Genomic DNA, 22,673 nt, shown 5'->3' with positions numbered 1-22,673 from the left:
GCACCCCTTGGTAAGGGAACGACCATTACCTGCGGGCTGCGCCTTGCACTCACGGCTTGAGCGGCTTTCTAAATACAGGGTTTATATGACGCACCACACTAGTGTGTCACTCGTCACTTTTCGACTATTACCAGACGGGTTTGTGAGAGCCTGTCGTGCCACGCCATCTTATCTCGATCGAACACTATCCAAATAAACCCCAAGCCCACGATTAAAAGGGAGAGAATTGCTGCAAAATGACGTTTTAAAGCATCTCCCCACGCAACTGGATTGCCATCTAGGCGTACCACTTTAAGTCGCCAGGCACGCATGCCAAGTGTCTGCCCCCCCCATACCCAAAACCCTGCAAAAAACAATAAGGGTATGATTTCAAATACAAATAATTGAAATATTAAAAGCCAGGTACCACTCGGGTTACCAAAAGGCAGGGTTATGGTCGCGGTGGCGACAAACACCAGAGCGGTTAACAGCAGTCCATCATAAAATATGGCGCCGAGACGTCGGAGTAACCCAGGCGCAACAGCCTCAGTAAGATCATTTGAGATATTGGTTTTTGAAATCATTAACAGTGATCAGAAAATAAAGATGAGAAAATCTAGGGTAATCCCTAATGTCCGAGAGCAATAATCCGGATTTGAAAATTGGCAGTAACCAACCATACTTAGAGTTCATGTTGAATGGCATGCGAATACGGGGAGCCATAGTATGGAACACAGATGTGACCATAGAAAGCTGATCTCTTGTGAAATCATAATACAAGATCGCAAACTCGGTAGAATGAAAGGGATAATTCGTAACATAAGCCTTAGTGGTATGTTAATCGATATTGGCGAAAGCTCACAGCAGCTTAGTACCATTGTCGAAGTTTCTTTTCCAGTTGAGGCGTGTGGAGGCACAAGTCAATGCAGGGCCAAAGCGATGGTTGTGCACCAGCAATCGGGTTGTCTCGGGCTGATGTTCAGCGAATTGGATGCCAGTGTCAGGCAGATGCTGCGAAAAATGCTGTATGGGTATGCAACCGTGGCTGAAAGAGCATATCTCTACCAGGGTTACAGCGGCAGTAAACGGGGTATGGTCAAAGGAGTGAGTGCTACTACCTAATGAATTTTAATTACCTCCTGAAGAATAATAAATAGAAATCCAGTTAACTGGATAGTAATTCAAAGACGCTTCGAGCGTCTTTTTTTTGCCTGAAAACTACATTTTAAAACGCTATTTTAATGTTGCACTGCAGTGATAATTATCAGGCTGTTGATGGGAGGAACTAATTTGAATGCCTTTTTTGTCGACAATCTGTTCTACCCGGACTTATTCAGGTATGTTGTGCATTCATTCCGCTGAAAAGAGCAAAAATAAGCCTTTGATTTTCAATAGTATAAAACCTGGATTCTGCAGCTGACCGCTGAAATCTTGCATCAGGTAATGATATCCCACTTCAAATAATGGTATTTATGCTCACCGAATGGGTGAACTCACTTACGCTACATGAATTTATGAAAAATCTCAGCGCACCATGCTGCATTGTCGATCTTGTTAAAGGAATAGCCGGTAGTGACACAGAGCCTTGCCGGGCACACCGGGATTTTCTGAATGCAGTTGTAGACCAGGTAGTCTGCGATCCCTGCACTGGATGTGCCTGATATGAGTGGTTTAAGAGGTGTTAAGTGGCAAGCGAGGTTAGCCGCTGTTCCTTTGCCGGCACTCTCTCTATTTGTAGGCATATTATGCGGACTGTTGATGTGGTTGGTGCTGGAGCCCATTCAGGATAAGCGCCTGGCGAAAGTTTTTCATGAAGAGCTGGTCAGAAGGCTGGATGTTCGGGCGGTTGAGACTCGCTACCGTTTCGAGCAGTTTTTGCAAGAGTGGCAATATATTGGAAACGGCTTGTCCAACCACTGGCGGATAAAAAATTATCTCAGTTCGCACTCATGGATTGATACTGAATCTGAAAATACAGAGATAATTCGACACAATCAGGTGCCTGAATGGCTTGATCCTGGTAGTCCTAAACTCAGATTCTTAGAACCCAATCAGGTGGTGCTATTCAACAATCGAGCTACTCCAAGAGAAGTTTATCTGAAAAATCCTCTCACTTTCGATCTTGATCAGCTGTTCGAGTTCTACTCAGGACGAAATGAGACGCTGATTACACTGATTGATCAGCAGCCGTTCTTACTTGTCTGGTCAAATGTCTCCTATAAAAAGGAAGATCTGGCAGCCGTACTGCTGTTGATCGTGCCCGTGGATGAGCGCTTTCTAATAGAATCACAAAGCATGTCTCACGACACAGATACATTAATTGCCTTAATTGACGCTAATTCAATGAAGCTGTTGGCAAATAGTAATACCAAGTTGATTCCAATGGACTCTGTGTTAAATGACTGGCGTGAAAACTATCTTCTTACCTCTCAGGCCATAACCCGCTTTCAGTCTATGGAGCAGAGTCTTTTATTTACCACTATGGTCTCTCGAGATGCTGTGGAAAAGACTATTCATAATATTACCGAGCTAGCGCAACAAGATAGGTTTTTGGCCGCGCTGGTCTATATTGCTGTATTTTCAGTAATCTTCTATTTGATCTCTGCAAAAATCAGTCATGTATTAATGCGTATTTCCCGCTTCGGTCAGCAGGCATTGGGTATTGAGCAACCGGTATATAAGAAGGGAAATCAACTACTGCTTTTGGAAGATTGGGTAAAAGCGTTCTTTCGTCAATTGATCAGAGCCCGCGATGCACTTCGCAGTAAGCAGGAAGAGCGTTTGCGGGAGACGGAGGTGTTAAAGAGTGCCCTATTTGACAACTCCATGGTCTCTATCATTACTCTGAATCAAGAAGGGATTATCGTTGAAGTCAATGGCACGGCTATCAAAACATTCGGCTACAACAGGAATCAGTTGATCGGTCGTCATCTTGAAGAGATGGTGATTCAGCCCAGTGACCGAGCACGTTTTCGTACCATGCTCAGTGGTTGCATCAGTATGAGCGCACCAAACAGCTCATGCAGAGGACAACCTATGCAGGCATCGACCGCGAATGGAGAAGAAAAGTCAGTTGAATGTTCTGTCATATCGATTCATCTGCAAGAGCAAACAGTATTCAATGTCTATTTACGTGATATTTCTGGAAGAAAACAGGCGCAACGTGAAATTACCAGTCTGGCAAAACTGGCGAGTGAAAACCCAAGTCCTGTGCTACGAATCAATATGCGTGGCGTCATCCTCTATGCTAATGCTGCCAGTGAGCCGCTACTGCAGTATTGGGATTGTGAGCGGGGCCAGACTCTACCCCTTTATTGGAAAAACCTTGTCGCCAGTTCCTTCAAGGAAGGGGTGACCAAAGAGTATGAAGTCAATCTTGAGACTCAGATATTCTCTCTACAGCTGGCGCCAATTCTTGAGCTTGAATATGTCAATATCTATGGTCGGGACTTCACAAGAATGCGCTTGGCTGAGATGCAGAGCCGACAACATCAATCTGAATTGGTCCATGTTTGTCGTCTCAGTACTATGGGTGAGATGTCAACCGGACTGGCTCATGAGCTCAATCAACCCCTCTCTGCAATTATAAATTTTGCCAGTGGTTGTGTTCGCCGTTTACAGTCTGGAAAAGGTGGTGAACCTGAGATAATTGATGCGATAGCTCAGATAACCGCACAGGCAGAGCGTGCTGGAGAGATTATCAAAAGATTAAGAACCTTAGTGGGTAAGAGACCGCAGGAGCATGAGTTGGTCAATCTAAATCATTTGGTATTGGAGGTGGCATCATTTATCGAATTTGAAGCAAACAGGCAAAATGTAGAGGTCTCACTTCAACTCTCTGAGGGGGCTCTGCCGGTTAAAGTCGATTTGGTGCAGATAGAGCAGGTTATGTTGAATTTAGTACGCAACGCCATCGATGCCATGAAACAAGTTGATCGGAATCAACGGCGACTGATATTGAAAACCGGTAGAATAGGTAGTAGGGATGCACAAGTCATTGTTCAGGATAGTGGGGCGGGAATACCTGCCAAAACGCAGAAATACCTGTTCGATGCCTTCTTTTCTACTAAAAAGAGTGGAATGGGTATGGGTTTACCAATCAGTCAGAAAATTATGCAGGATCACAAGGGATTGATTGAAGTGGAGTCAGAATCTGGAAAAGGTGCAACTTTTCGGTTGATCCTTCCTTCTGATCCTGCACTTGAACTACCAGGTTTTTAGTCATGAGTAATAGATCGACAGTATTTGTAGTTGATGATGATCAGGCAATGAGGAATTCCCTGAAATGGTTGATTGAATCGGTCTCCATGCAGGTGGAAACCTTTGAATCGGCCAACGCCTTTATTCAATCCTATTATCCCGGGCGATCTGGATGCCTGCTGCTGGATGTGCGTATGCCCGGTATGAGTGGTTTGGAGTTGCAGGAGTATCTGAGAGTCAATCAGATTGCCATACCGGTGATCATTATTACCGGACATGGCGATGTGCCAATGGCAGTTAGAGCGATGAAGGCCGGTGCAGTGGATTTTATCGAAAAGCCATTCAATGATGAGTTGTTACTTGAAAGTATTCGCCACGCCATGACAGTGGATGCAAAACAGCGTGATATGCAGTCACAAAGGGCTGAAATTGCTACCAGATTAGCGAGATTGACCCCTCGGGAGCATGAGGTGATGGTTATGGTCACCAATGGCAAAGCGAACAAGGAGATCGCTACCAGTCTCGGCGTCAGCTCAAAGACGGTTGAAGCGCACCGGGCGAGAGTGATGGAGAAAATGGAGGCTGAGTCCTTGGCTGAGTTGGTAAGAATGGCAATCAATGCCAATTTGACATTGACTGAACCTACTGAAGAGTAATTTGGTGCAGAATGATCCAAGCAGGGCGCTTCTGAAGAATCCGCCCACGCTCTCCTGGACTCTCTATGACTGGGCTAATTCAGCCTTTGCCACGACAGTGATGGCAGGTTTCTTTCCGGTGTTTTTCAAACAATATTGGAGTGTTGGTGTAGCTGCCACTGAATCGACATTCAGGCTTGGCATGGCCAATTCAATGGCTAGCATTTTAATTGTTTGTATGGCCCCATTTTTAGGGGCATTAGCAGATCAGGCTGGTGCAAAGAAGCGATTTTTACTCTTTTTTGCAGCGATGGGCATTGTCATGACCGGTGCCCTCTATCTGGTTGCTTCAGGCAACTGGGTAATGGCACTGATACTCTATGGACTGGGCTTGCTTGGCTTTATGGGGGGGAATATCTTCTATGATGCGCTACTGGTCTCGGTAACAGAAAAAAAGCACTATGACCGGGTATCTGCATATGGATACGCCTTTGGTTATCTGGGGGGAGGTCTACTGTTTACCTTGAACGTGCTGATGACCCTCTATCCTGGTTATTTCGGCTTGGCCGATGCTGCTCAGGCAGTAAAATTATCATTCATCAGTGTGGCACTCTGGTGGGGGCTGTTCTCCTTGCCTCTGTTTCTATTTGTCGATGAGCCTCCTGGCCCCGCACCGAAGAAAGGTTGGGTTTCTGCCAGTGTGCGTCAATTGATTGAAACATTCGCTCGCATAAAAAATCTACGTATGACTTTTCTATTTTTACTGGCTTATTGGTGTTACATCGATGGCGTGGATACGATCGTCAGAATGGCAGTGGATTTTGGGCTTTCTATCGGTTTTGATGCCAACAACCTAATGGTCGCTCTGTTGATAACGCAATTTGTAGGCTTTCCAGCTGCACTGGTTTTTGCTTCTATTGCTGCAAAGCGTGGGGCAAAACAGGGAATAATGATAGCTATCTTTGTCTATCTTTTAATTCTTGTCTGGGCTTATCGGATGGAATCGGTATGGGAATTCTACATGCTGGCAATTGCCATCGGTCTGGTGCAGGGCGGTATACAGGCCTTGTCCCGCTCACTCTATGCCTGTCTGATACCCCATAATCAATCAGCAGAGTTCTTTGGTTTCTATAACATGCTCGGAAAATTCGCAGCGGTACTGGGTCCAATGATGATGGGATGGGTTGGAGTATTGACTGGTAGTACGCGGATCTCAATCCTATCTGTCGGCATCCTGTTTATTATTGGCGGAATCCTGTTGAGCATGGTGGATGTAAAAGCTGGTGCACAAGCAGCACAGGAACTGGAATAGATCCCGGAGATGAAAAAAGACGATATTTATGCCGATGTGCAGCAGGTCGTTCCCGATTTCGTATTTGACGAGCGGGTAGCGCAAGTCTTTCCTGACATGATCAACCGCTCGGTACCTGGTTACGGGACGATCATTAATATGATCGGTACTCTGGCAAGCCAATGGGTGAGCCGAGGATCAAACTGTTATGACCTCGGCTGTTCCTTGGGCGCAGCCAGCATGGCTGTCCGCTACTCGACGCCCCATCAGGACTATCAATTGATTGCGGTGGATAACTCCATTGCGATGTTGGAACAAGCAGCCAAGCGACTATCCACCGATGTAGATGATGATCCCATCCAATTAGTATGTTCTGATGTGCGGGATGTTGTCATTCAAAATGCATCGATGGTCATCCTCAATTTTACACTGCAATTTATTCCCGCCAGAGACCGGGAGTGGTTTGTAGAACAGATCTATAACGGCATGCTGGAGAATGGTCTATTGGTTCTATCAGAAAAGATTGCTTTACCTGCAGCAGTCTCTCAGGATCTGTTTACAAAGATGCATCACAGTTTTAAGAAAGCACAAGGCTACACCGATCTGGAGATCAGTCAGAAGCGTACTGCTCTGGAAAATGTATTGATTCCTGAAACTCTTGAGAGCCATAAAGTCCGGCTTGAGAAAGTTGGTTTTACAACAGTGGAAGTCTGGTTTCAGTGTTTTAATTTTATATCATTATTGGCAATTAAATGAAGTACGATTGGGATTGGTGTGAATCCTATAGGGATCACCCTTTAGGGGCCTGGTTAACTAATCTTCCCCAACAAGTCGCCTCAATTTGGAGCGAACAACCTCACGGTGATATGGCAAAGTGGCTTGAGGCATTGCAGTCGTTACCCAAGGTGCCAGTTTCCAGAATAGATTTTAAGTCAGGCCATGTTATTGCAGGTGAGGGTTGGGATTGCACTGATGAGCAACGGGCTCAACTGCTATCTGCACTGCATATGCTGCATCCCTGGCGTAAAGGCCCATATAGGATATGTGGGATCGATCTCGATACAGAATGGCGTTCAGACTTAAAGTGGAATCGTTTGAAAGACCATATCTCGCCTCTGAAAAACCGCATTGTTCTGGATGTGGGGTGTGGCAACGGTTACCACCTTTGGCGTATCTTCGGTGAGGGTGCCGAACGGATTGTCGGCATAGACCCCACTCAGCTGTTCAATATGCAGTTTGAACTATTGAAACATTTTCTTGGCGAGCAATTTCCTGTTCATCTCTTCCCTTTGGGTATAGAACAACTACCTGCAGATTTAAAGGCATTTGACACGGTTTTCTCAATGGGTGTCTTTTATCATCGTCAATCACCTTTCGCTCATTTAAATGAACTCAAAGGTGCACTACGTCAAGGTGGTGAATTGGTACTCGAGACACTGGTAATAGAGGGGGGTAGGGGAGAGGTTCTGGTTCCGGAAGGGCGCTATGCGAAGATGCGGAATGTCTGGTTCATACCCACAGTCGAAACTCTCATGACCTGGTTAAAACGAGCGGGATTTAGTGATATTAATTTGGTAGATGTGTCGAAAACCACGATGCAGGAACAGAGATCGACGGAGTGGATGCAATTCGAGTCCCTTAAGGACTATCTGGATCCTGCTGACCCTGACTATACTATTGAAGGATATCCTGCACCGCGCCGTGGGATATTGGTTGCTAAAAAAAATAGGGGCTAAAGCAGGCCTGATCCTGACACTGTTCCTATTAAAAAATATAACCCAGAGTAGGATGGAAATAACCTGGACAGACCTACCAATCACCCCTTAAACGAAGTTCTAAACACAAGAGAACATGAAACTGGTTTGCTTCGTGGATAAGCCTTCTATCTGAATGCAAGCTGTTTCATGTCGCTTAGTATGTAAGGGGTTTTATAAAAATAGTAGATAGGAATTACCCCAGCTAGGGTTTTCCCTAGCCAGGTAAATGGGCTATTAAAAAATTGATCAGCACTACAATGAACCAAGAGTTACAACACAGAATTGGCTCAGTAGCAGGGCTTTGATGTTTAGCGAATGGATCCTGACAGGATCTAATCAATGGTTATGGTGAATTCTGGTGCAGTATGCATATGCCTTTTCACAGCACAAAGCTCCATCGCCCTGATAATGCCACTGCGATATCGTTCAGGAAAACTATCGGGGAGTGTCAGATGAAATATGATGCTTCCAATCATCTTCTTCTTTTCATCTTCGAGACACTCCATTTTTAACCCTAGCCCCTCTGTGGAAAGCTGACGGGACTCACAGAAGTTCCAAGCGAAAATTCCAGCACAGGTTGCAAGAGATCCCAGAAACAGATCAAAAGGAGCGGGTGCACTCGCCTCCCCACCATATTTGGCGGGTTGGTCCGTCTCAATGGTAAAATCACCGACTTGGGCTTGAATACGTTTTCCGCCAGTAAAACTGACCTCTATTGAATCCATACGGTTACTCCAGGTTATAGAGGATAAAGCTCTTTGATTGGCCCAGGATTTTTAGATTCAACCTGCGCATAGAGATTGTTGAGTGCCGCCTGTAGTGCCTCCTCGATAACCGGGTGGTAGAAGGGCATGCGGATCAGGTCACCTACGCTGAGTTGTTGCGAAACTGCCCAGTTCAACAGATGAGCAAGGTTTTCCCCGCGTGTTGTAATCATTTCCGCACCCAGCATAAGTCCGCTCGCTTTATCTGCATAGACACGAATGATACCCCGGTTCTGTCCCATGATCTGGGCGCGGCCGACGGGGGCCAGCTTAACCTCACCAATGGCTGTTTTTTCCAGGTCCAACTCCTCATAACGTTTACCAATCAAGCATATATTGGGGTCACAGAAGTTGATTGCCAAGGGCACCTTTCTTTTGAATCCCTGAACTTCGGCGTGGGCAGCGTTATAACCTGCAATTTTTCCTTCATCTCCCGCTTCGTGAAGGATTGGACGTTCACCGTTTAAATCCCCGGCAATGAAGATGTGTGAATCACCACACTGCATGGTGTTTTGGTTGTAGAGCGGGATGCCCTTGGCGTCAAGCTCAATTCCTGCGTTTTTCAGTGCCAGACCTTCAATATTCGGCGTACGTCCCAGGCTGGCGAGTACTTTGTCGACAACCACTGACTGCTCTCCGGCAGTGACCCTCAATTGCTTACCTTCTTCAGATATTTCTACGGCATGGCCCAGGTGGATTGGGAACTCTTTTTGCATGATCTCAAGAGCAGACTTGGATACTTCCGGGTCACTGGTGCCGCCTATGGTTTGAGCCATATCGAAACCGGTAACTTTAATACCCAGTCTGTTGAGAGATTGGCCTAACTCAAGACCAATCACTCCCAGACCGATAACCGCTACAGATTCAGGCAGGTCTTCTAATTCAAAAAAGGTATCTGTGGTAAGAATATTACTTCCGAAAACTTCCCAGGCTGGGGGTATCATCGGTCTTGAGCCTGTTGCGATAACTATTTTGTCGGCGATGACTCGATCGCCATTATCGAGCTGTAAGGTATGAGGATCGATAAATTCTGCATAAGCTTCTACAAATTTTTCACCCATGTTATCGGTGCTGTTGGAGAGTACACGATCGACAAAATTGTCTCGAAGATCCTGAACATGCTCCATCGCCTCAGGAATATCGATGGTCAGTTCGGCATGGCCATCAACACCATATCGCTGAAGATGGGTACGGCGATGGTAATCCTCAGCAACCTGGATCAGGGCTTTTGATGGCATGCAGCCAACCCGGGCACAAGTTGTACCTGGCTCTCCACCGTTGATCAGAAGGAAACTCTTGCCACTCGGCCCAACCTGGCCAGTTGCATTCAATCCAGCGGTGCCGGAACCGAGAATAGCGACGTCGACTCTTTTTTCTGCCACAGAAAATCTCCAGGGGAATTATTGATATGGTGCGGAATTCTAACGGCTTGGCAGCGAAATTTCAGCTTATATCAATTTGGGTTATTAGGGCCTGTTAAAACTAATCGAAAGGTACTGAGATTTATTGGCTAGGCCATGACCCAACAATCGAGGCTTAACCCCGTTTTAACTCAGTTGGACGCTGAGATTTTCCACAAACCCCCGTTCAATTGCGGTTTCCAGGCTAAAAAAGCTGTTTTGCTGAAATATTGCTGGCAGGAAATTACTTGGCCTATTGCTTAAGATTATAGGGTCGATTACTTTACCTGCTCAACTGCAATGCAGATGAAGATCATTAACAAAATAAAAAAACAGTGTGAGGAGAATATTGATGAAATGGCTGATAACAATCCTGTTGATCCCTGGTCTTGCCTTTGCTCAGCCCCCAGGGCCTGCGGCAGGGCAGGTGGATCCGCAACAATTTTTTGAACAGTCCAAACAGACCATGCTGCCTATGATCGATGAGAGTCTGCCAGCCATGGAGGAGACTAAGGCCTGCTTGGGTAAGGCTGGGGATCAGGCAGCTTTTACAAAATGTGTCGAGATCATGGTGGCACTGGAAAAAGAGATGCAGGCTAAGATGGGGCGTTCAGTTGGGATGCCGACAAAACCTCAATCCCAGGCATCCAAAAAAGTCGAGTTTAATGAGAAAAACAAGAGCAACATGCTCAAATACCTGGATCAATCCATTCTGATGGGGAATGCTATGAAAAAGTGCTTCTCATCGAGCGAATCAGCTGAGCAGATGCAAAACTGCATGACTGCTGCAAAACCTAAAGGCTAGTGGGGCGTGCGGTAAGTTCGCTAACCCTCAGAGACACCACACTAGTATGACGCACCACACTAATAATCTGGATGGTGTCTGCCGGGATTAAACAGACCTTTAGGATCGAATACAGCTTTTAAGCTTTTTTGTATCTCTGTGATACGCGGGTGAAGCGGATGAAATACATCACCGCTTCGATCCCCATTGCGAAACAGCACTGCATGCCCGCCAAGGCTTTCAATCTGGGCGCGTATCTCTTCCGGTGGTTGCTCGGTGAAGACCCAACGCTGGGCACCTGACCATTCGTACAGTGTTGGCTCACTCAGTTTAAGCTGTGCCGTGGGCTGCATAGAGAGTCGCCAGAGTGGTTTTTGTTGATCAAAGAAGTCCAGTTTCTGGTCTCTCAGCTCTTCCCAGAAACCATGGGAGTCAGTGGCATCCATAAGCCCATATTTCTCCTGGATTCTAGTTAAACGCTGTCTGTTACATGAGAGTCGCAGACCATGCTGGTTACCCTGACTGAAAGTTGCAGATATGGGCAGTGAATGGCCAACCATTTCGATAAACAGATTACGAGCCCCGTCTGCTTCCCGCTGAAAAATCAGAGTGTGCTCTTCAGAGGGTTTGGGCAGAACCTTTACAGAGACTTCCAACAGGATGCCCAGGGTACCCATTGCGCCGGCCATGAGTCTTGAAATGTCATATCCAGCAACATTCTTCATGACCTGGCCACCAAACTCTAAAATCCTGCCTTGACCATCCAGCAGCTTGATACCCAGGAGCAGGTCTCTTGGCGCGCCTCCCCATGGTCGGCGAGGCCCACTCAGACCGGCAGCGATAGCACCGCCGATGGTGCCGCTATCACCGAAATGTGGGGGTTCAAAAGGGAGCATTTGACCCTTTTCATTGAGTGCCTCTTCGATTTCGATTAAGGGTGTTCCCCCTCGAGCTGTAATCACCAGTTCGGTTGGTTCGTAACTGACAATCCCCCGGTTTCCACTAAGTGACAGGAACAACTCATCACCTGGCGCTCTGCCGTAGAAGGCTTTGCTGTCACTGCCAACAAGGCGCAGCGGCTTAGTTTCAGCATGGGCATCCAGAACAGCCTGTTGCAGGGGCAGGGATTGATCTTGATCAGCAGTCATCAGAATCGCTCCAGATCCGGGAAGCGTAATTTACCGGCATGAACATGCATGGCACCAAATTCTGCACAGCGGGCCAGGGTTGGAATCGCTTTTCCTGGATTGAGCAGGCCATGTGGGTCAAAGACCGCTTTAACCGCATGAAAAGTCTCTAGCTCAGGGTCTGGAAATTGGGCGCACATCTGATTGATCTTTTCCATGCCAACACCATGTTCACCTGTGATTGTGCCACCAACCGCAACACAGAGTTCCAGGATCTCGCCACCAAACTCTTCAGCTTTTTCCAGCTCTCCGTGGTTATTTGCGTCATAGAGAATCAGGGGATGCAGATTACCGTCACCAGCATGAAATACATTGGCGCATGGCAGGCCATATTTCTCCGACATCTCAGCAATCATCTTTAACACTTTGCCCAGTTGATTTCTGGGTATAGTGCCATCCATACAATAGTAATCAGGGGCAAGACGACCCACTGCGGGAAAGGCATTTTTACGTCCGGCCCAAAATCGCACACGCTCTGCTTCATCTTTGGCAGTCCGCACCTCACGGGCACCTGAATCAAGCAGTATCTGACGTACCCGCATAATCTCCTCAGAAACCTCATCTTCACTACCATCGACCTCACACAGCAATATGGCAGCAGCATCGGTAGGATAGCCAGCGTGCACGAAGTCCTCAGCCGCCCGAATCGACAGATTGTCCATCATCTCCAGGCCAGCAGGGAGGATCCCCTTGGCAATGATATCTGCAACAGCCAGGCCTGCAGTTTCCACATCATCAAATGCGGCCAAAGCAACCTGTTGTCGCTCGGGGATTGGTAATAATTTGACAACAACCTCCACAACCAGCCCCAGCATACCCTCCGAGCCTGTTATCAGCGTCAACAGATCAAGGCCGGGGTTGTCCAGGCCCGTGGTGCCAATCGTCAAACGCTCGCCATCAATGGTGATCAGGGTAACCTGTAATACGTTATGCAGGGTCAGGCCATATTTCAGGCAGTGCACACCGCCGGCATTCTCAGCCACATTTCCGCCTATGGAGCAGGCGATTTGAGAAGAGGGATCGGGTGCATAATACAACCCATAGGGTTTTGCTGCCTCACTTACAGCTAAATTCCTCACCCCAGGTTCTACACGGGCCTGTCTGTTATCGCGGTCTATCTCAATAATGTGGTTGAGTCTGGCAAGGCTCAGCAAAACCCCCTCCTCATGGGGAAGGGCGCCACCTGAGAGACCGGTTCCGGCGCCACGAGCCACCACCACTATTTTATGCTGATGACAGTACTTCAGGATTATCTCCACCTGCACAGCAGTGGTGGGTAAGAGCACAATCAATGGGACCTTACGGTATGCAGATAATCCATCACATTCGAAAGGGATGAGTTCCTCTTCGCGGTAAACTACGCAATCTGAAGGCAGCATTTTTAAAAACACTGCAGCTAGGTTTTGGCGATTATGTCCCATCAGAAAATCCTGAAATCTCTTTCATCATAGATTCACACTAAAGATAAGTGATCCTACTCGCTTAGTTTCAGCTATCCCACCGGAAACTGGAACTATGAGGTAATGGTTGACCATAGGTATGTGATTCTTTCAGAAATCGGCTATAAGGTTAACCTTGGTATGTTTAGGTTTGTATGAGAGCTGAAAATAGTGGTTGGGATTGAGTGTATCCGATTGGACTCGTATGATGCGCTTGTGGTTCGGCCCGAAGGGAGCCCCGCTATGGGGACAATGCTGCGTTGCACTTCTTGAAAAGGGCATACCATTCCCCGCGAAGTGCGCCTTGCCTTGGCCCCGTAGCGGGACGCTGAGGGTTACCGAAAATACCGCACGGCCTACTAGGTTTGAAATCTTTAGTCGATGCTGGATAAATTAATTTAAAGCCATTCAACTGGGTTGCTGATGGCTGGGGCTGAATATAGTAACGCAATGAAACTATTTGTAATTTTGACGATTACTCTGGGAATCCTTTTGGCCTGCGGCAGTGGCTTGGCGGTAGATAACCTTGAGCGGGCGATTGACCTGGAAGTCGGCGGCCAAAAGGCGGCTGAGTCCTCCCAAAAGAAGGTTGAACAGTTGGATGATGAATCTCGCAAGATGCTAGAAGAGTATCGTCTGTTAAGCCAACAACTTCAGCGCACCACCATGGCCAATAAGGATTTGCAATCCAAGCTGGAGCAGCAGGCCGGGGAGATAGAACGCATCTCTCAAGAGCTGGAGGAGATCGATCGCATGCGTAGCGATATCGATCCCCTGATGAGTCAGATGCTGGAAACACTAGGACAGTTGATAGAGCGGGATACCCCCTTTCTGCCCGAAGAGCGGCGAGTGAGACAGGATGCACTGGAAAAGGCCCACGAAAACAGGACGGGTGAGATATCTGAACGCTATAGGCAGTTGCTTGAAGCCTATCAGATCGAGGCTGACTATGGCCGCAATATTGAGGCTTATCAGGCGCAGTTGGATCAGCTGGATGGTAATCAGAAAATGGTCGATTTTCTGCGTTTGGGACGGGTTGCGCTGTTTTACCAGACCCTGGATGGCAAGCAAGGGGGGGTCTGGGACAATCAACAGCGTAGCTGGCTCAAGCTCGATTCCAGCCACATGGCAGAATTGACACGGGCGATACGTATTGCCAGAAAACAGTTACCCCCCGACCTGATGGTGTTACCGCTGGTGATACCTGAGGAGGGCGGACAATGAAGAGCATAATAACCATTCTCAGCATGCTGGCAGCGCTTCTGGTCCTGCCTCCGCTCTTTGCTGCAGATGACTCGTTGCAGTCACTACTTGATCAGGTGCGACAATCCCGCCAGCAGCAGCAACTCAGAGATCAGACGAGGGAAAAACGCTTTCTTGAACTGCATGATCAGCGAACAGCAGAACTTAAGGCGATCAAACAGAAGCTCCAGACGGAGCTTGATCGTCAGCAGCAACTCCAGGCCAAGCTTGAACAACAGCAGGCAGATCTGGAGGTACTTCGTGAAACCCATAAAGCGAGTGCCGGGACATTTGGCGAGTTATTTGGTGTTGTCAGGCAGGTGGCATCAGAGAGTCTGAACCTGTTCAGAAATGATCTCACCTCATCACAGCATCAGAATGACTTGGAAATACTGGAGGAGATCGCCAGTAGCCAATCTCTTCCCTCCCTGGATCGTTTGCAGGATTTGTGGGAGATTTTCATGCAGCGAATCATACAATCAGGGTCTATCTGGCAGAGTTCTCTGCCGGTGATTCTTACCTCTGGTGAGGAGCAACAGGAACAGGTAACTGTGATTGGTCTCTTTAATGCACTTTCGAATGGCCGCTATCTGAGGTACCTGCCTGAAACTGCCCGCTTCGTAGAACTGAGCAGGCAACCTGCGCCACGCTTTCAATTGATGGCAAAACAAGCGGAACAGAGTAGAGGTGGTTTGCAGACACTTGCAGTGGACCCCTCAAGAGGGGCTATCCTCTCACTGCTGGTTGCCTCGCCAACCCTGCTTGAGCGGATTCAGCAGGGTGGTTATATCGGCTATTTCATCCTCTTCCTTGGACTGCTGGGCTCTCTGGTTATCCTGGAGCGATTGATCAGTCTCTATATTGTGGGACGAAGGGTTAAGAAGCAGCTTAATAGTGCTGAACCGATGGATAACAACCCCCTTGGACGTTTGCTCACGATCGATCAGGAGCAGTCTCAAAACTCATCCGATTCCCTTCAAAAATACTTGGATGAAGCGATTCTCAAGGAACTTCCAAGCCTTAGAAGGGGGCTACGTCTGTTGGCCATATTTGCTGCGGTAGCTCCTCTGCTTGGTCTCCTTGGTACGGTGACTGGTATGATTGAAACCTTTCAATCCATCACCCTGTTTGGCACAGGGGATCCCAAACTGATGTCCGGTGGTATATCACAAGCTTTGGTGACTACTGAACTGGGCTTGGCCGTTGCCATACCCATGGTGCTGCTGCATAGCTATCTTGCAGGGCGCAGTAATCGGGTGATTCGTCTACTGGATCAACAGAGTGCCGCCCTGGTTGCGGCCCGTTCCGGGAGTTGAGATGGAGATGCTGATGAGCCGGCTGCCTCTTGATGCGCTGAGTCTACTCGAGCGGGGCGGGGCGATCTTAATCGTGATTTTGTTACTCTCCCTTGTTATGTGGACATTGATCGTCTATCTCTATCTGCAGTTTTGGTGGCATGGCTCCAAGCTCGTCAAGGATGATTGTCTACCCTGGTTGCCACTCATTATCTCCCTGGTGCAGATTCTCCCGATGGTTGGCCTGCTTGGAACCATCGAGGCGATGATCGAGCTTTTTCATGTCATAGCGCATCATGGCACAGGCAATATACGCGGCATGGCAGGGGGCATTTCACAAGCATTGATTACCACTATGGCCGGTTTGGTCGCCTCCCTATCTGGCTACTACTTCTCAAGCGATCTACAACACAGGCTGAGCTACAGCCACCATCCACAGGGGAGCGTCTGATGCGACATCAGCATGTGGATGATGAGAACGGCGATCTGGCGATCAATCTCACGCCATTGATCGATATGGTTTTTATCCTGTTGATCTTTTTTATGGTGACCTCCTCCTTTGTCAAAGAGCCCGGCGTCGAAGTGGATCGTCCCAGTGCTGCAACGGCGACAATAAAACAGCAGGCAGCGATTCTCATTGGTGTGACAGGCGAGGGAGATGTCTGGATCGATAAACGTCGTGTCGATATCCGGGCAGTGCGGGCCAATGTAGAGCGTCTGCATGCTGAAAACCCGGAGGGTGCTGTAGTTATAATGGCTGACCGAAAGGCCCCTACCGGTGTGGTTATCCGGGTGTTGGATCAATCACGTCTTGCGGGAGTAGAGAGTGTTTCGATCGCGGCATCCATGGAACAGGAGTAATGCGTTTTTTTACTGCAATTGTGATCGCTTTGGCAGTCAATCTGGCACTCTTCTTCTTGCTGGATCAGATGCTGCGTGAAAAAGCGATTGATGTAGAGAAGACGATCACCTCGGAGCGAGTGGAGTTCGTTCGCCTGCGTCGACAGCCTGATCCGCCCCCTCAGGATGAGCTTGAACCTGTGGAGGAGAAGCAGGAACCTCCACCCGCTACACCAGAGACACCACTCAAACCGATCGCGGTTGATCGTCCCGATATAGAGCAGTGGCAAATCCCCGATTTAAACATACCTTTAAGTATTGCTTCGGGGCCCTACATTGGTACACGACCTGAGTTACCGACAACTTTAGCTGCGGAGCCTGTCCCACGCATGCGCTTTCCCCCTCGATACCCACAACGGGCATTGATGCGACGTATTGAAGGCAAAGTGGTGTTGAGGTTCACCATCAATCCCGATGGATCGGTTAGTGATGCAGAGGTTGTCGAATCAGATCCTCCAGGTTACTTTGAACAGTCGGCTCTTCGCGCAATCAGCCGTTGGCAGTTTCATCCAAAGGTGGTTGATGGTGAAGCGGTTTCACGTGCGGCAACACAAACCATTAGCTATCGTCTGAATTGATGAATCCAGGAAAATATAATCTCAGTGGGTGGCTCGTGAAGACCATGTTTTGTCTACTGCTTCTGCCCACTCTTCTGAACGCCGCTGATGAGCTGCCCAAGGATGCTGCTGGAGCAGAGCGCTATACCTACGACTACCTGTTTATGATTGATGCACTGATACGAAATGAGAAGTATCAGCAAGCCAAGGTCGAATTGGACGCACTACTGGAACGCGTCAAACAGAAACCGGATGAGACAGCTTTGGCTCGGCAGGCCTATGGCTATTTAAGTATCGGACTGAAGGATTACAAATCGGCAATAGATCATTTTTTGTTCGCAGTGGAATCAGGCGCTTTGCCATCCCAGGTAACCCTTAATTTACGCTATACCCTCGCTCAGCTGTTATATCAGGAGGAGCGATATAAAGCGGGTCTAAAGCAACTGCAAGCATGGTTTGAACAGACCAAAAAACCATCTCCTGAGTCGAGGGTTCTGTTGGCAAGTCTCTACTATGCATTGAAGCACTATCGTAAGGCGATAAAACCGTTGAAAGTTGCCATCAAGCAGTCGGACTCTCCTCGTGAGTCATGGTATCAGATGTTGGTCGGGCTATATTTTGAAACAAAACAGTACAAACAGAGCGTACCTGTTTTGCAAGTCATGGTGAAAAGGTATTCTCGCAAAGCCCTCTATTGGCAGCAATTATCCGATGTCCTGCTACAACTGGGCCGAGAACAAAAGGCGGTTGCTGTTCTTTCCCTGGCGGCAGAGAAGAATCTTGTTGATGAAGATGGCTTGATACGTCTGGCCAAGCTCTATCTTCAGTTGAACAGCCCATTGGATGCGGCTGAGTTGTTGACGAACAGACTTGAGAGTGGTGAGATCAAAACGGATAAAAGCAGTCTGAATCTACTGGTGGATGCCTGGCTTCTGGCAAGAGATCAGCAGCGTGCATTGAAGGTGCTTCAAAGATTGACAGAGATCGATAAGTCAGGAAAGCCACAGCTCAGGAAGGGACGATTGTTGATGGAGCTTGAGCAGTGGCAAGCTGCAAGGTCCAGTCTCGAACAGGGCATTAAGCTATCTTCCAAGCCAAGTTTCGATGACTGGATATTGCTGGGAAGCAGCCACTACCGCCTTGATAGCCCTGAGGCAGCCAGATCGGCTTTTGAGTCGGCCTTGAGTGTGGCTAAGAGTGAAAAATCCCAGCAACTTGCTCAACGATGGATCGACTATCTGGAATCTCGTTGATTTTTTTACGGCATATGACTCACATGACTGAGTGATTTGCCTTATTTTCTTCCATCTCATCTAAACCTAACCCAGAGATTGTTTGTGGAAACAGCGACTTGTTTGGTTGGTGTGGATATTGCTATTTAACACTGTTTGAAATATTAGAAAACATAGAGGTGAATGCATGCGACCTACAGCCTTATCATTGGCAATCAGTTCTCTTTTATCTGCCCAGCTTCTGCTTGCGGATGACCAGACCGAGAGCCTGAACGAAGTTGTTGTCGAAGGGGAGGGCGAGACCGCTCCGGCAGTGATATCAACACCAATGGATGGGACTTCTTCCGGTATTCCCGCAGATGCGGCTGATTTTCTGCGGGATATAAATGGTGTTTCCGGTACAAGAATGGGGGGGCATGGGATCGATCCAATCATTCGAGGTCAGAGTCAGAATCGCCTCAATATTCTTATGGATGGTGCCTACATACATGGTGGTTGTCCAAACCGCATGGATCCGCCTACTGCATACTCCTCGATGGAAAGTTATGACAGCGTTACCGTTATCAAGGGCTCTCAAACAGTAATTTATGGCGGCGGTGGTAGTGGTGGAACCGTATTATTTGAACGCAGCGTCCCTCAATTCGAGCCAGGCAAACCCTATCTGGGTCGTGCAGATGTTGGCTATAAAAGTAACTCCCAGACAAAAGAGGCCTCAGTTGATCTGGCAGCCGGTACTGAACTGGGATATGCACGGGGCATCATTGGTTACAAAGATGCTGAAAACTATGAAGATGGTGATGGTAACGAAGTACGTTCGTCTTTTAGTAATCAATCCGGCAATCTGATCCTGGGCTATACCCCGGATCAGAACAAAGTACTGCAACTGAATCTTGAAGCCACCCGTGAAGATGATGCCTACTATGCGGGGGCCGGTATGGACTCGCCAATGAGTGATTCTGACAATATTCGTTTGAAGTATGAGCAGAGTGATAATCTGGGGCCGCTGTCAGGTATCAAGGCAGAGATCTACTCCAGTGAAGTTGACCATCTTATGGACAACTACTCATTAAGAGAGCTGACCGCACCCATGCGCATGAGTGTACCAACCTCCTCAGATACCAAAGGTGGTCGCTTGCTGGGGGATCTGATGTTGGGTGAATCAACCCTGACAGTCGGTTTTGACTATCAGAATAATGAGCGCGATGCTGATCGTTTTTCCGGTATGCCTAACATGGATCCGGTCACGCTGCAGTCGATTATGTGGCCTGGGGCCGAGTTGGAACAGACTGGTGTTTTTGCGGAATTATCGCTGCCGGTAAGTGCGCTGGATCGAGTCAAGGCGGGATTGCGCTATGATCGGGTCGACGCCTCCATTTCCAGGGGTGACGAGAAACCGGATCTTGGTCCCAGTCCTACCCCGAACAACCTCTACGCAGCCTACTATGCAGATACATCCGACAATAAGACAGAGGACAATGTTGGCGGGTTTGTACAGTATGAAAGAGAGATAGGTGATGGCACGCTCTACACTGGATTGAGTCGTAGTGTACGTACTGCCGACGCAACTGAACGTTATCTGGCGAGTTTCGCGCGGAACATGATGACAGGAATGGACAGCAGTTGGGTGGGTAACCCGGAGCTGGAACCTGAAAAGCATCACCAGATCGAAGCAGGCCTGCGTTGGACTGGAGATGCATGGGATACGGATGTCTCCGTTTTCTACAACGATGTAAGTGACTACATCCTGCGTGACAAAGCCCGTGGTCAGGATGGTATTCTGGTGTCCAATGGTACGGCGACTATCTATCGTAATGTGGATGCGGAATTCTACGGCATCGAATGGCAGGGCGGTTACAAGATTCTCGATTCTCTGAGTACCACCGCCAGTCTCGCCTATGTGCGTGCAGAAAACAGTACAGACGATCGTCCTATTGCACAAATTTCCCCTCTCGAAGCCACACTTGGTATGGAATATAGACTAGGGTCATTGGATTTCGGTAGCAAGGTGCGCATGTCGGCCAAACAGACTCGTGCGGATCTGGAGAATGGAAGTGGTCAAGATGCCCAGGAGACACCTGGATGGGCTGTAATTGACCTCTATGGCAGCTATGAGATAACCAGCTCTGCCGATGTCAGCTTTGGCATCGACAATCTGTTGGATAAAAGCTATGCCTATCATGTTAATCGGGCAAATGCGGATCCATTCAACCCTGAAGCGATCCAGGTCAATGAACCGGGTCGCGAGGTCTGGTTGAAAGCTGGTATCAAGTTCTGATCTGGTAAGAGAGGTGCTCTATCAGGGGGGCATAGCTCTTCCCCTGATAGAGACAAAACCGGCCTCTTCTTCCGCTCCTGGAAGGGAGTAGTGTTCACCTCTTGAATCACTCCCTTTTGATGGATTCTCCATTAATTCCAGTCATAGTCTATGACAATTTAGATTCTACGAAGACATAGATAACCTGCGGGGATACAATCCGCCTGACCTTTTTCCTTGTTTTGCAGGCTCACTGAATGTCTCAATCAACAGATAGACCCAACCAGAGTGTGCATCACCTCTTCTGGGGTATTGTCAGTACCGTTGTCGCCTGTATTTTGTTGGCAGTAATGGATGGTTTGGGTAAATGGCTGATGCAGGATTTAGCCATGCCTCAGGTTGTCTGGGCACGCTATTTTTTCCACACTTTATTTGTCGGAATAATCTTTTCATACCGCCAGGGATTTGCTTTTGTTCGTCCGAACCGGCCCTGGACTCAGCTACTCAGAGCCATCTGTTTAATGGCTGTGACTTTGAGTCTATATAGCGCCATTCAAACGATATCACTGGCGGATGCCACTTCAATTGTCTTTTTTGCACCCGTCCTGGTGACCTTGCTCGCTGGATGGTTTTTGAAGGAGAAGGTTGGTGCAGTCGAGTGGTTTGCTGTTGGTGGTGGTTTTATTGGTGTGCTGTTTATTGTCAGGCCAGGATTTCGCGACCCTGATCCTGCACTGCTGTTAGCTTGTCTGGCTGCTGTTAGTCTCGCCTTCTATTTTGTCTTGACCAGAGCACTGAAAGGTCATGACAGTGAACAAACCACACTGTTTCATACAACATTCACCGGTGCGATTGTATTGACCTTGCTGCTACCACTCTGGTGGCAGCAACCCACCATCACTCAGTGGTTATATTTATTAACCACTGGAGCATTAGGTGCAGCTGGCCATTTTCTGCTGGTGAAAGCATTTCATATGGCGTCTGCTTCACTGCTTTCACCCTATCTCAATGCGCAGCTCGTTGCAGCGGCTCTGATTAGCCTGCTCTTTTTTGAAGATACGCTGGGATGGCCGTTCTACTTGGGCTCATGTTTGATTGTCGGTGCAGGACTGCTTGTCTGGGCACATCAGCGTGTCCTGGCAACCCTGTCTGCACGGCGATCCCTGTAGAAGATCTTTTACTGAATCCGAACTGGTGGATCAAATATTGAGGAATAGAAGTGAACACCCATCCAGGCCCATTTGCACAGCCTGAATCCTATATTTTTTCGTAGATTTAACTGCTATAGACCGACTATATGCGCCCCGCATTTACAAGAATAGAGTGTGAATACGGGGCGCAAGGCTTTCGCGCAAATCTAAATGAGAGTCACTTTTTCTTCAGCAACTCATTTATGGTGCTTTCACAATCGAGCCAGTCCTGGACATCATTGCCCGGCTCGAAATTTCGAGCTTCTGCCCGATAGTAAGCCATGGTGGCAATCATCTCATAGCGCTCTCGAGGACTGATCACTGCCACTTTCGAAGATGCCTTCTTTGCCACACTCTTTTTCTTAGTGGTTTTTTTCTTAACGACTTTTGGTTTCGCCGCTTTTTTTGAAGTTGTTTTTTTCTTCGTTACTTTTTTTTCGCTCACTTTATCCTGTTTCTTATTCACAGCGGGGCTCCCCTGAATGTCGTTTGATTATTGTACCTGAAATATAGTTATTATATTCTCAACTATGGCTGATATATAGTGATCCAGTTGCAAGTTGTCCA

Annotated in this window: 21 protein-coding genes; 15 read left to right on the top strand and 6 right to left on the bottom strand. The window is 48.0% G+C overall.

The features are described from left to right. Positions 1-113: 113 nt before the first annotated feature. On the bottom strand, positions 114-563 hold the full coding sequence (locus AC4IFB_RS09390) for an RDD family protein (RefSeq protein ID WP_490780017.1): 450 nt from the start codon (positions 561-563) through the stop codon (positions 114-116). 142 nt (positions 564-705) lie between these two features. Between AC4IFB_RS09390 and AC4IFB_RS09385 the strand changes: the two genes are divergently transcribed. The 6 genes from AC4IFB_RS09385 (at position 706) to cmoB (ending at position 7,841) form a co-directional block, all read left to right on the top strand. Further along, positions 706-1,101 (top strand): PilZ domain-containing protein, encoded by a 396-nt coding sequence (locus tag AC4IFB_RS09385; protein ID WP_490775996.1) that lies wholly within the window; start codon positions 706-708, stop codon positions 1,099-1,101. A gap of 540 nt (positions 1,102-1,641) precedes the next feature. After that, entirely contained in the window at positions 1,642-4,200 is a 2,559-nt protein-coding gene (locus tag AC4IFB_RS09380; protein WP_490780016.1) for a PAS domain-containing sensor histidine kinase, read from the top strand. 2 nt (positions 4,201-4,202) lie between these two features. Next, entirely contained in the window at positions 4,203-4,835 is a 633-nt protein-coding gene (locus AC4IFB_RS09375) for a response regulator transcription factor (protein WP_490775998.1), read from the top strand. 4 nt (positions 4,836-4,839) lie between these two features. Further along, complete coding sequence (locus AC4IFB_RS09370) at positions 4,840-6,126, top strand: MFS transporter (RefSeq protein WP_490775999.1); 1,287 nt, start codon at positions 4,840-4,842, stop codon at positions 6,124-6,126. 9 nt (positions 6,127-6,135) lie between these two features. Continuing rightward, positions 6,136-6,861 carry a carboxy-S-adenosyl-L-methionine synthase CmoA gene (cmoA, locus tag AC4IFB_RS09365; protein WP_490780015.1) on the top strand — a complete coding sequence of 242 codons (726 nt, stop codon included), beginning with the start codon at positions 6,136-6,138 and terminating at the stop codon, positions 6,859-6,861. Next, positions 6,858-7,841, top strand: coding sequence for a tRNA 5-methoxyuridine(34)/uridine 5-oxyacetic acid(34) synthase CmoB (gene cmoB / locus AC4IFB_RS09360; RefSeq protein ID WP_490780014.1), 984 nt, complete (start codon positions 6,858-6,860; stop codon positions 7,839-7,841). The genes cmoA and cmoB overlap by 4 nt, the downstream gene beginning before the upstream one ends. Before the next feature lie 353 nt (positions 7,842-8,194). On the opposite strand, the gene AC4IFB_RS09355 is transcribed toward cmoB, so the two are convergent. Both AC4IFB_RS09355 and AC4IFB_RS09350 read right to left on the bottom strand, forming a co-directional pair. Then, positions 8,195-8,587: an OsmC family protein gene (locus tag AC4IFB_RS09355; protein ID WP_490776001.1), complete on the bottom strand. Its 393-nt coding sequence runs from the start codon at positions 8,585-8,587 to the stop codon at positions 8,195-8,197. Positions 8,588-8,601: 14 nt separating this feature from the next. Then, a complete protein-coding gene (locus AC4IFB_RS09350) occupies positions 8,602-10,008 on the bottom strand; it encodes a dihydrolipoyl dehydrogenase (RefSeq protein ID WP_490780013.1) in 1,407 nt (468 codons plus the stop codon). Positions 10,009-10,378: 370 nt separating this feature from the next. Here AC4IFB_RS09350 and AC4IFB_RS09345 point away from each other — a divergent pair, with 370 nt between their 5' ends. Next, complete coding sequence (locus AC4IFB_RS09345) at positions 10,379-10,831, top strand: hypothetical protein (protein ID WP_490776003.1); 453 nt, start codon at positions 10,379-10,381, stop codon at positions 10,829-10,831. Positions 10,832-10,890: 59 nt separating this feature from the next. Here the strand turns inward: AC4IFB_RS09345 and glcE are convergent, their stop codons facing one another. Both glcE and AC4IFB_RS09335 read right to left on the bottom strand, forming a co-directional pair. Beyond that, positions 10,891-11,958, bottom strand: coding sequence for a glycolate oxidase subunit GlcE (gene glcE / locus AC4IFB_RS09340; RefSeq protein WP_490780012.1), 1,068 nt, complete (start codon positions 11,956-11,958; stop codon positions 10,891-10,893). Beyond that, complete coding sequence (locus AC4IFB_RS09335; RefSeq protein WP_490776005.1) at positions 11,958-13,418, bottom strand: FAD-linked oxidase C-terminal domain-containing protein; 1,461 nt, start codon at positions 13,416-13,418, stop codon at positions 11,958-11,960. Before AC4IFB_RS09335 ends, glcE begins: the two co-directional genes overlap by 1 nt. Before the next feature lie 468 nt (positions 13,419-13,886). On the opposite strand from AC4IFB_RS09335, the gene AC4IFB_RS09330 reads away from it, so the two are divergent. The 8 genes from AC4IFB_RS09330 (at position 13,887) to AC4IFB_RS09295 (ending at position 22,085) form a co-directional block, all read left to right on the top strand. After that, a complete protein-coding gene (locus AC4IFB_RS09330; protein WP_490776006.1) occupies positions 13,887-14,660 on the top strand; it encodes a DUF3450 domain-containing protein in 774 nt (257 codons plus the stop codon). Then, positions 14,657-15,994: a MotA/TolQ/ExbB proton channel family protein gene (locus tag AC4IFB_RS09325; protein ID WP_490780011.1), complete on the top strand. Its 1,338-nt coding sequence runs from the start codon at positions 14,657-14,659 to the stop codon at positions 15,992-15,994. The genes AC4IFB_RS09330 and AC4IFB_RS09325 overlap by 4 nt, the downstream gene beginning before the upstream one ends. Positions 15,995-16,007: 13 nt before the next feature. Beyond that, the gene (locus AC4IFB_RS09320; RefSeq protein ID WP_490776008.1) at positions 16,008-16,424 is read left to right on the top strand and encodes a MotA/TolQ/ExbB proton channel family protein; all 417 of its coding nucleotides are present in this window, start codon (positions 16,008-16,010) and stop codon (positions 16,422-16,424) included. Continuing rightward, on the top strand, positions 16,424-16,834 hold the full coding sequence (locus AC4IFB_RS09315) for an ExbD/TolR family protein (RefSeq protein ID WP_490776009.1): 411 nt from the start codon (positions 16,424-16,426) through the stop codon (positions 16,832-16,834). Before AC4IFB_RS09320 ends, AC4IFB_RS09315 begins: the two co-directional genes overlap by 1 nt. Further along, the gene (locus AC4IFB_RS09310; protein ID WP_490776010.1) at positions 16,834-17,451 is read left to right on the top strand and encodes an energy transducer TonB; all 618 of its coding nucleotides are present in this window, start codon (positions 16,834-16,836) and stop codon (positions 17,449-17,451) included. The genes AC4IFB_RS09315 and AC4IFB_RS09310 overlap by 1 nt, the downstream gene beginning before the upstream one ends. 44 nt (positions 17,452-17,495) lie before the next feature. Continuing rightward, a complete protein-coding gene (locus AC4IFB_RS09305) occupies positions 17,496-18,683 on the top strand; it encodes a tetratricopeptide repeat protein (RefSeq protein WP_490776083.1) in 1,188 nt (395 codons plus the stop codon). 166 nt (positions 18,684-18,849) lie between these two features. Beyond that, complete coding sequence (locus tag AC4IFB_RS09300; RefSeq protein WP_490776011.1) at positions 18,850-20,937, top strand: TonB-dependent copper receptor; 2,088 nt, start codon at positions 18,850-18,852, stop codon at positions 20,935-20,937. Between the two features lie 236 nt (positions 20,938-21,173). Then, on the top strand, positions 21,174-22,085 hold the full coding sequence (locus AC4IFB_RS09295; RefSeq protein ID WP_490780010.1) for a DMT family transporter: 912 nt from the start codon (positions 21,174-21,176) through the stop codon (positions 22,083-22,085). 199 nt (positions 22,086-22,284) lie between these two features. On the opposite strand, the gene AC4IFB_RS09290 is transcribed toward AC4IFB_RS09295, so the two are convergent. After that, positions 22,285-22,572, bottom strand: coding sequence for a DUF2934 domain-containing protein (locus AC4IFB_RS09290; RefSeq protein ID WP_490776013.1), 288 nt, complete (start codon positions 22,570-22,572; stop codon positions 22,285-22,287). Between the last annotated feature and the right edge of the window lie 101 nt (positions 22,573-22,673).

It is taken from the genome of Candidatus Thiodiazotropha sp. AKIB8, from assembly GCF_058244675.1.
Note: the sequence above shows the minus strand (reverse complement) of the source record. Positions and strands in the feature narration are given on the sequence as shown.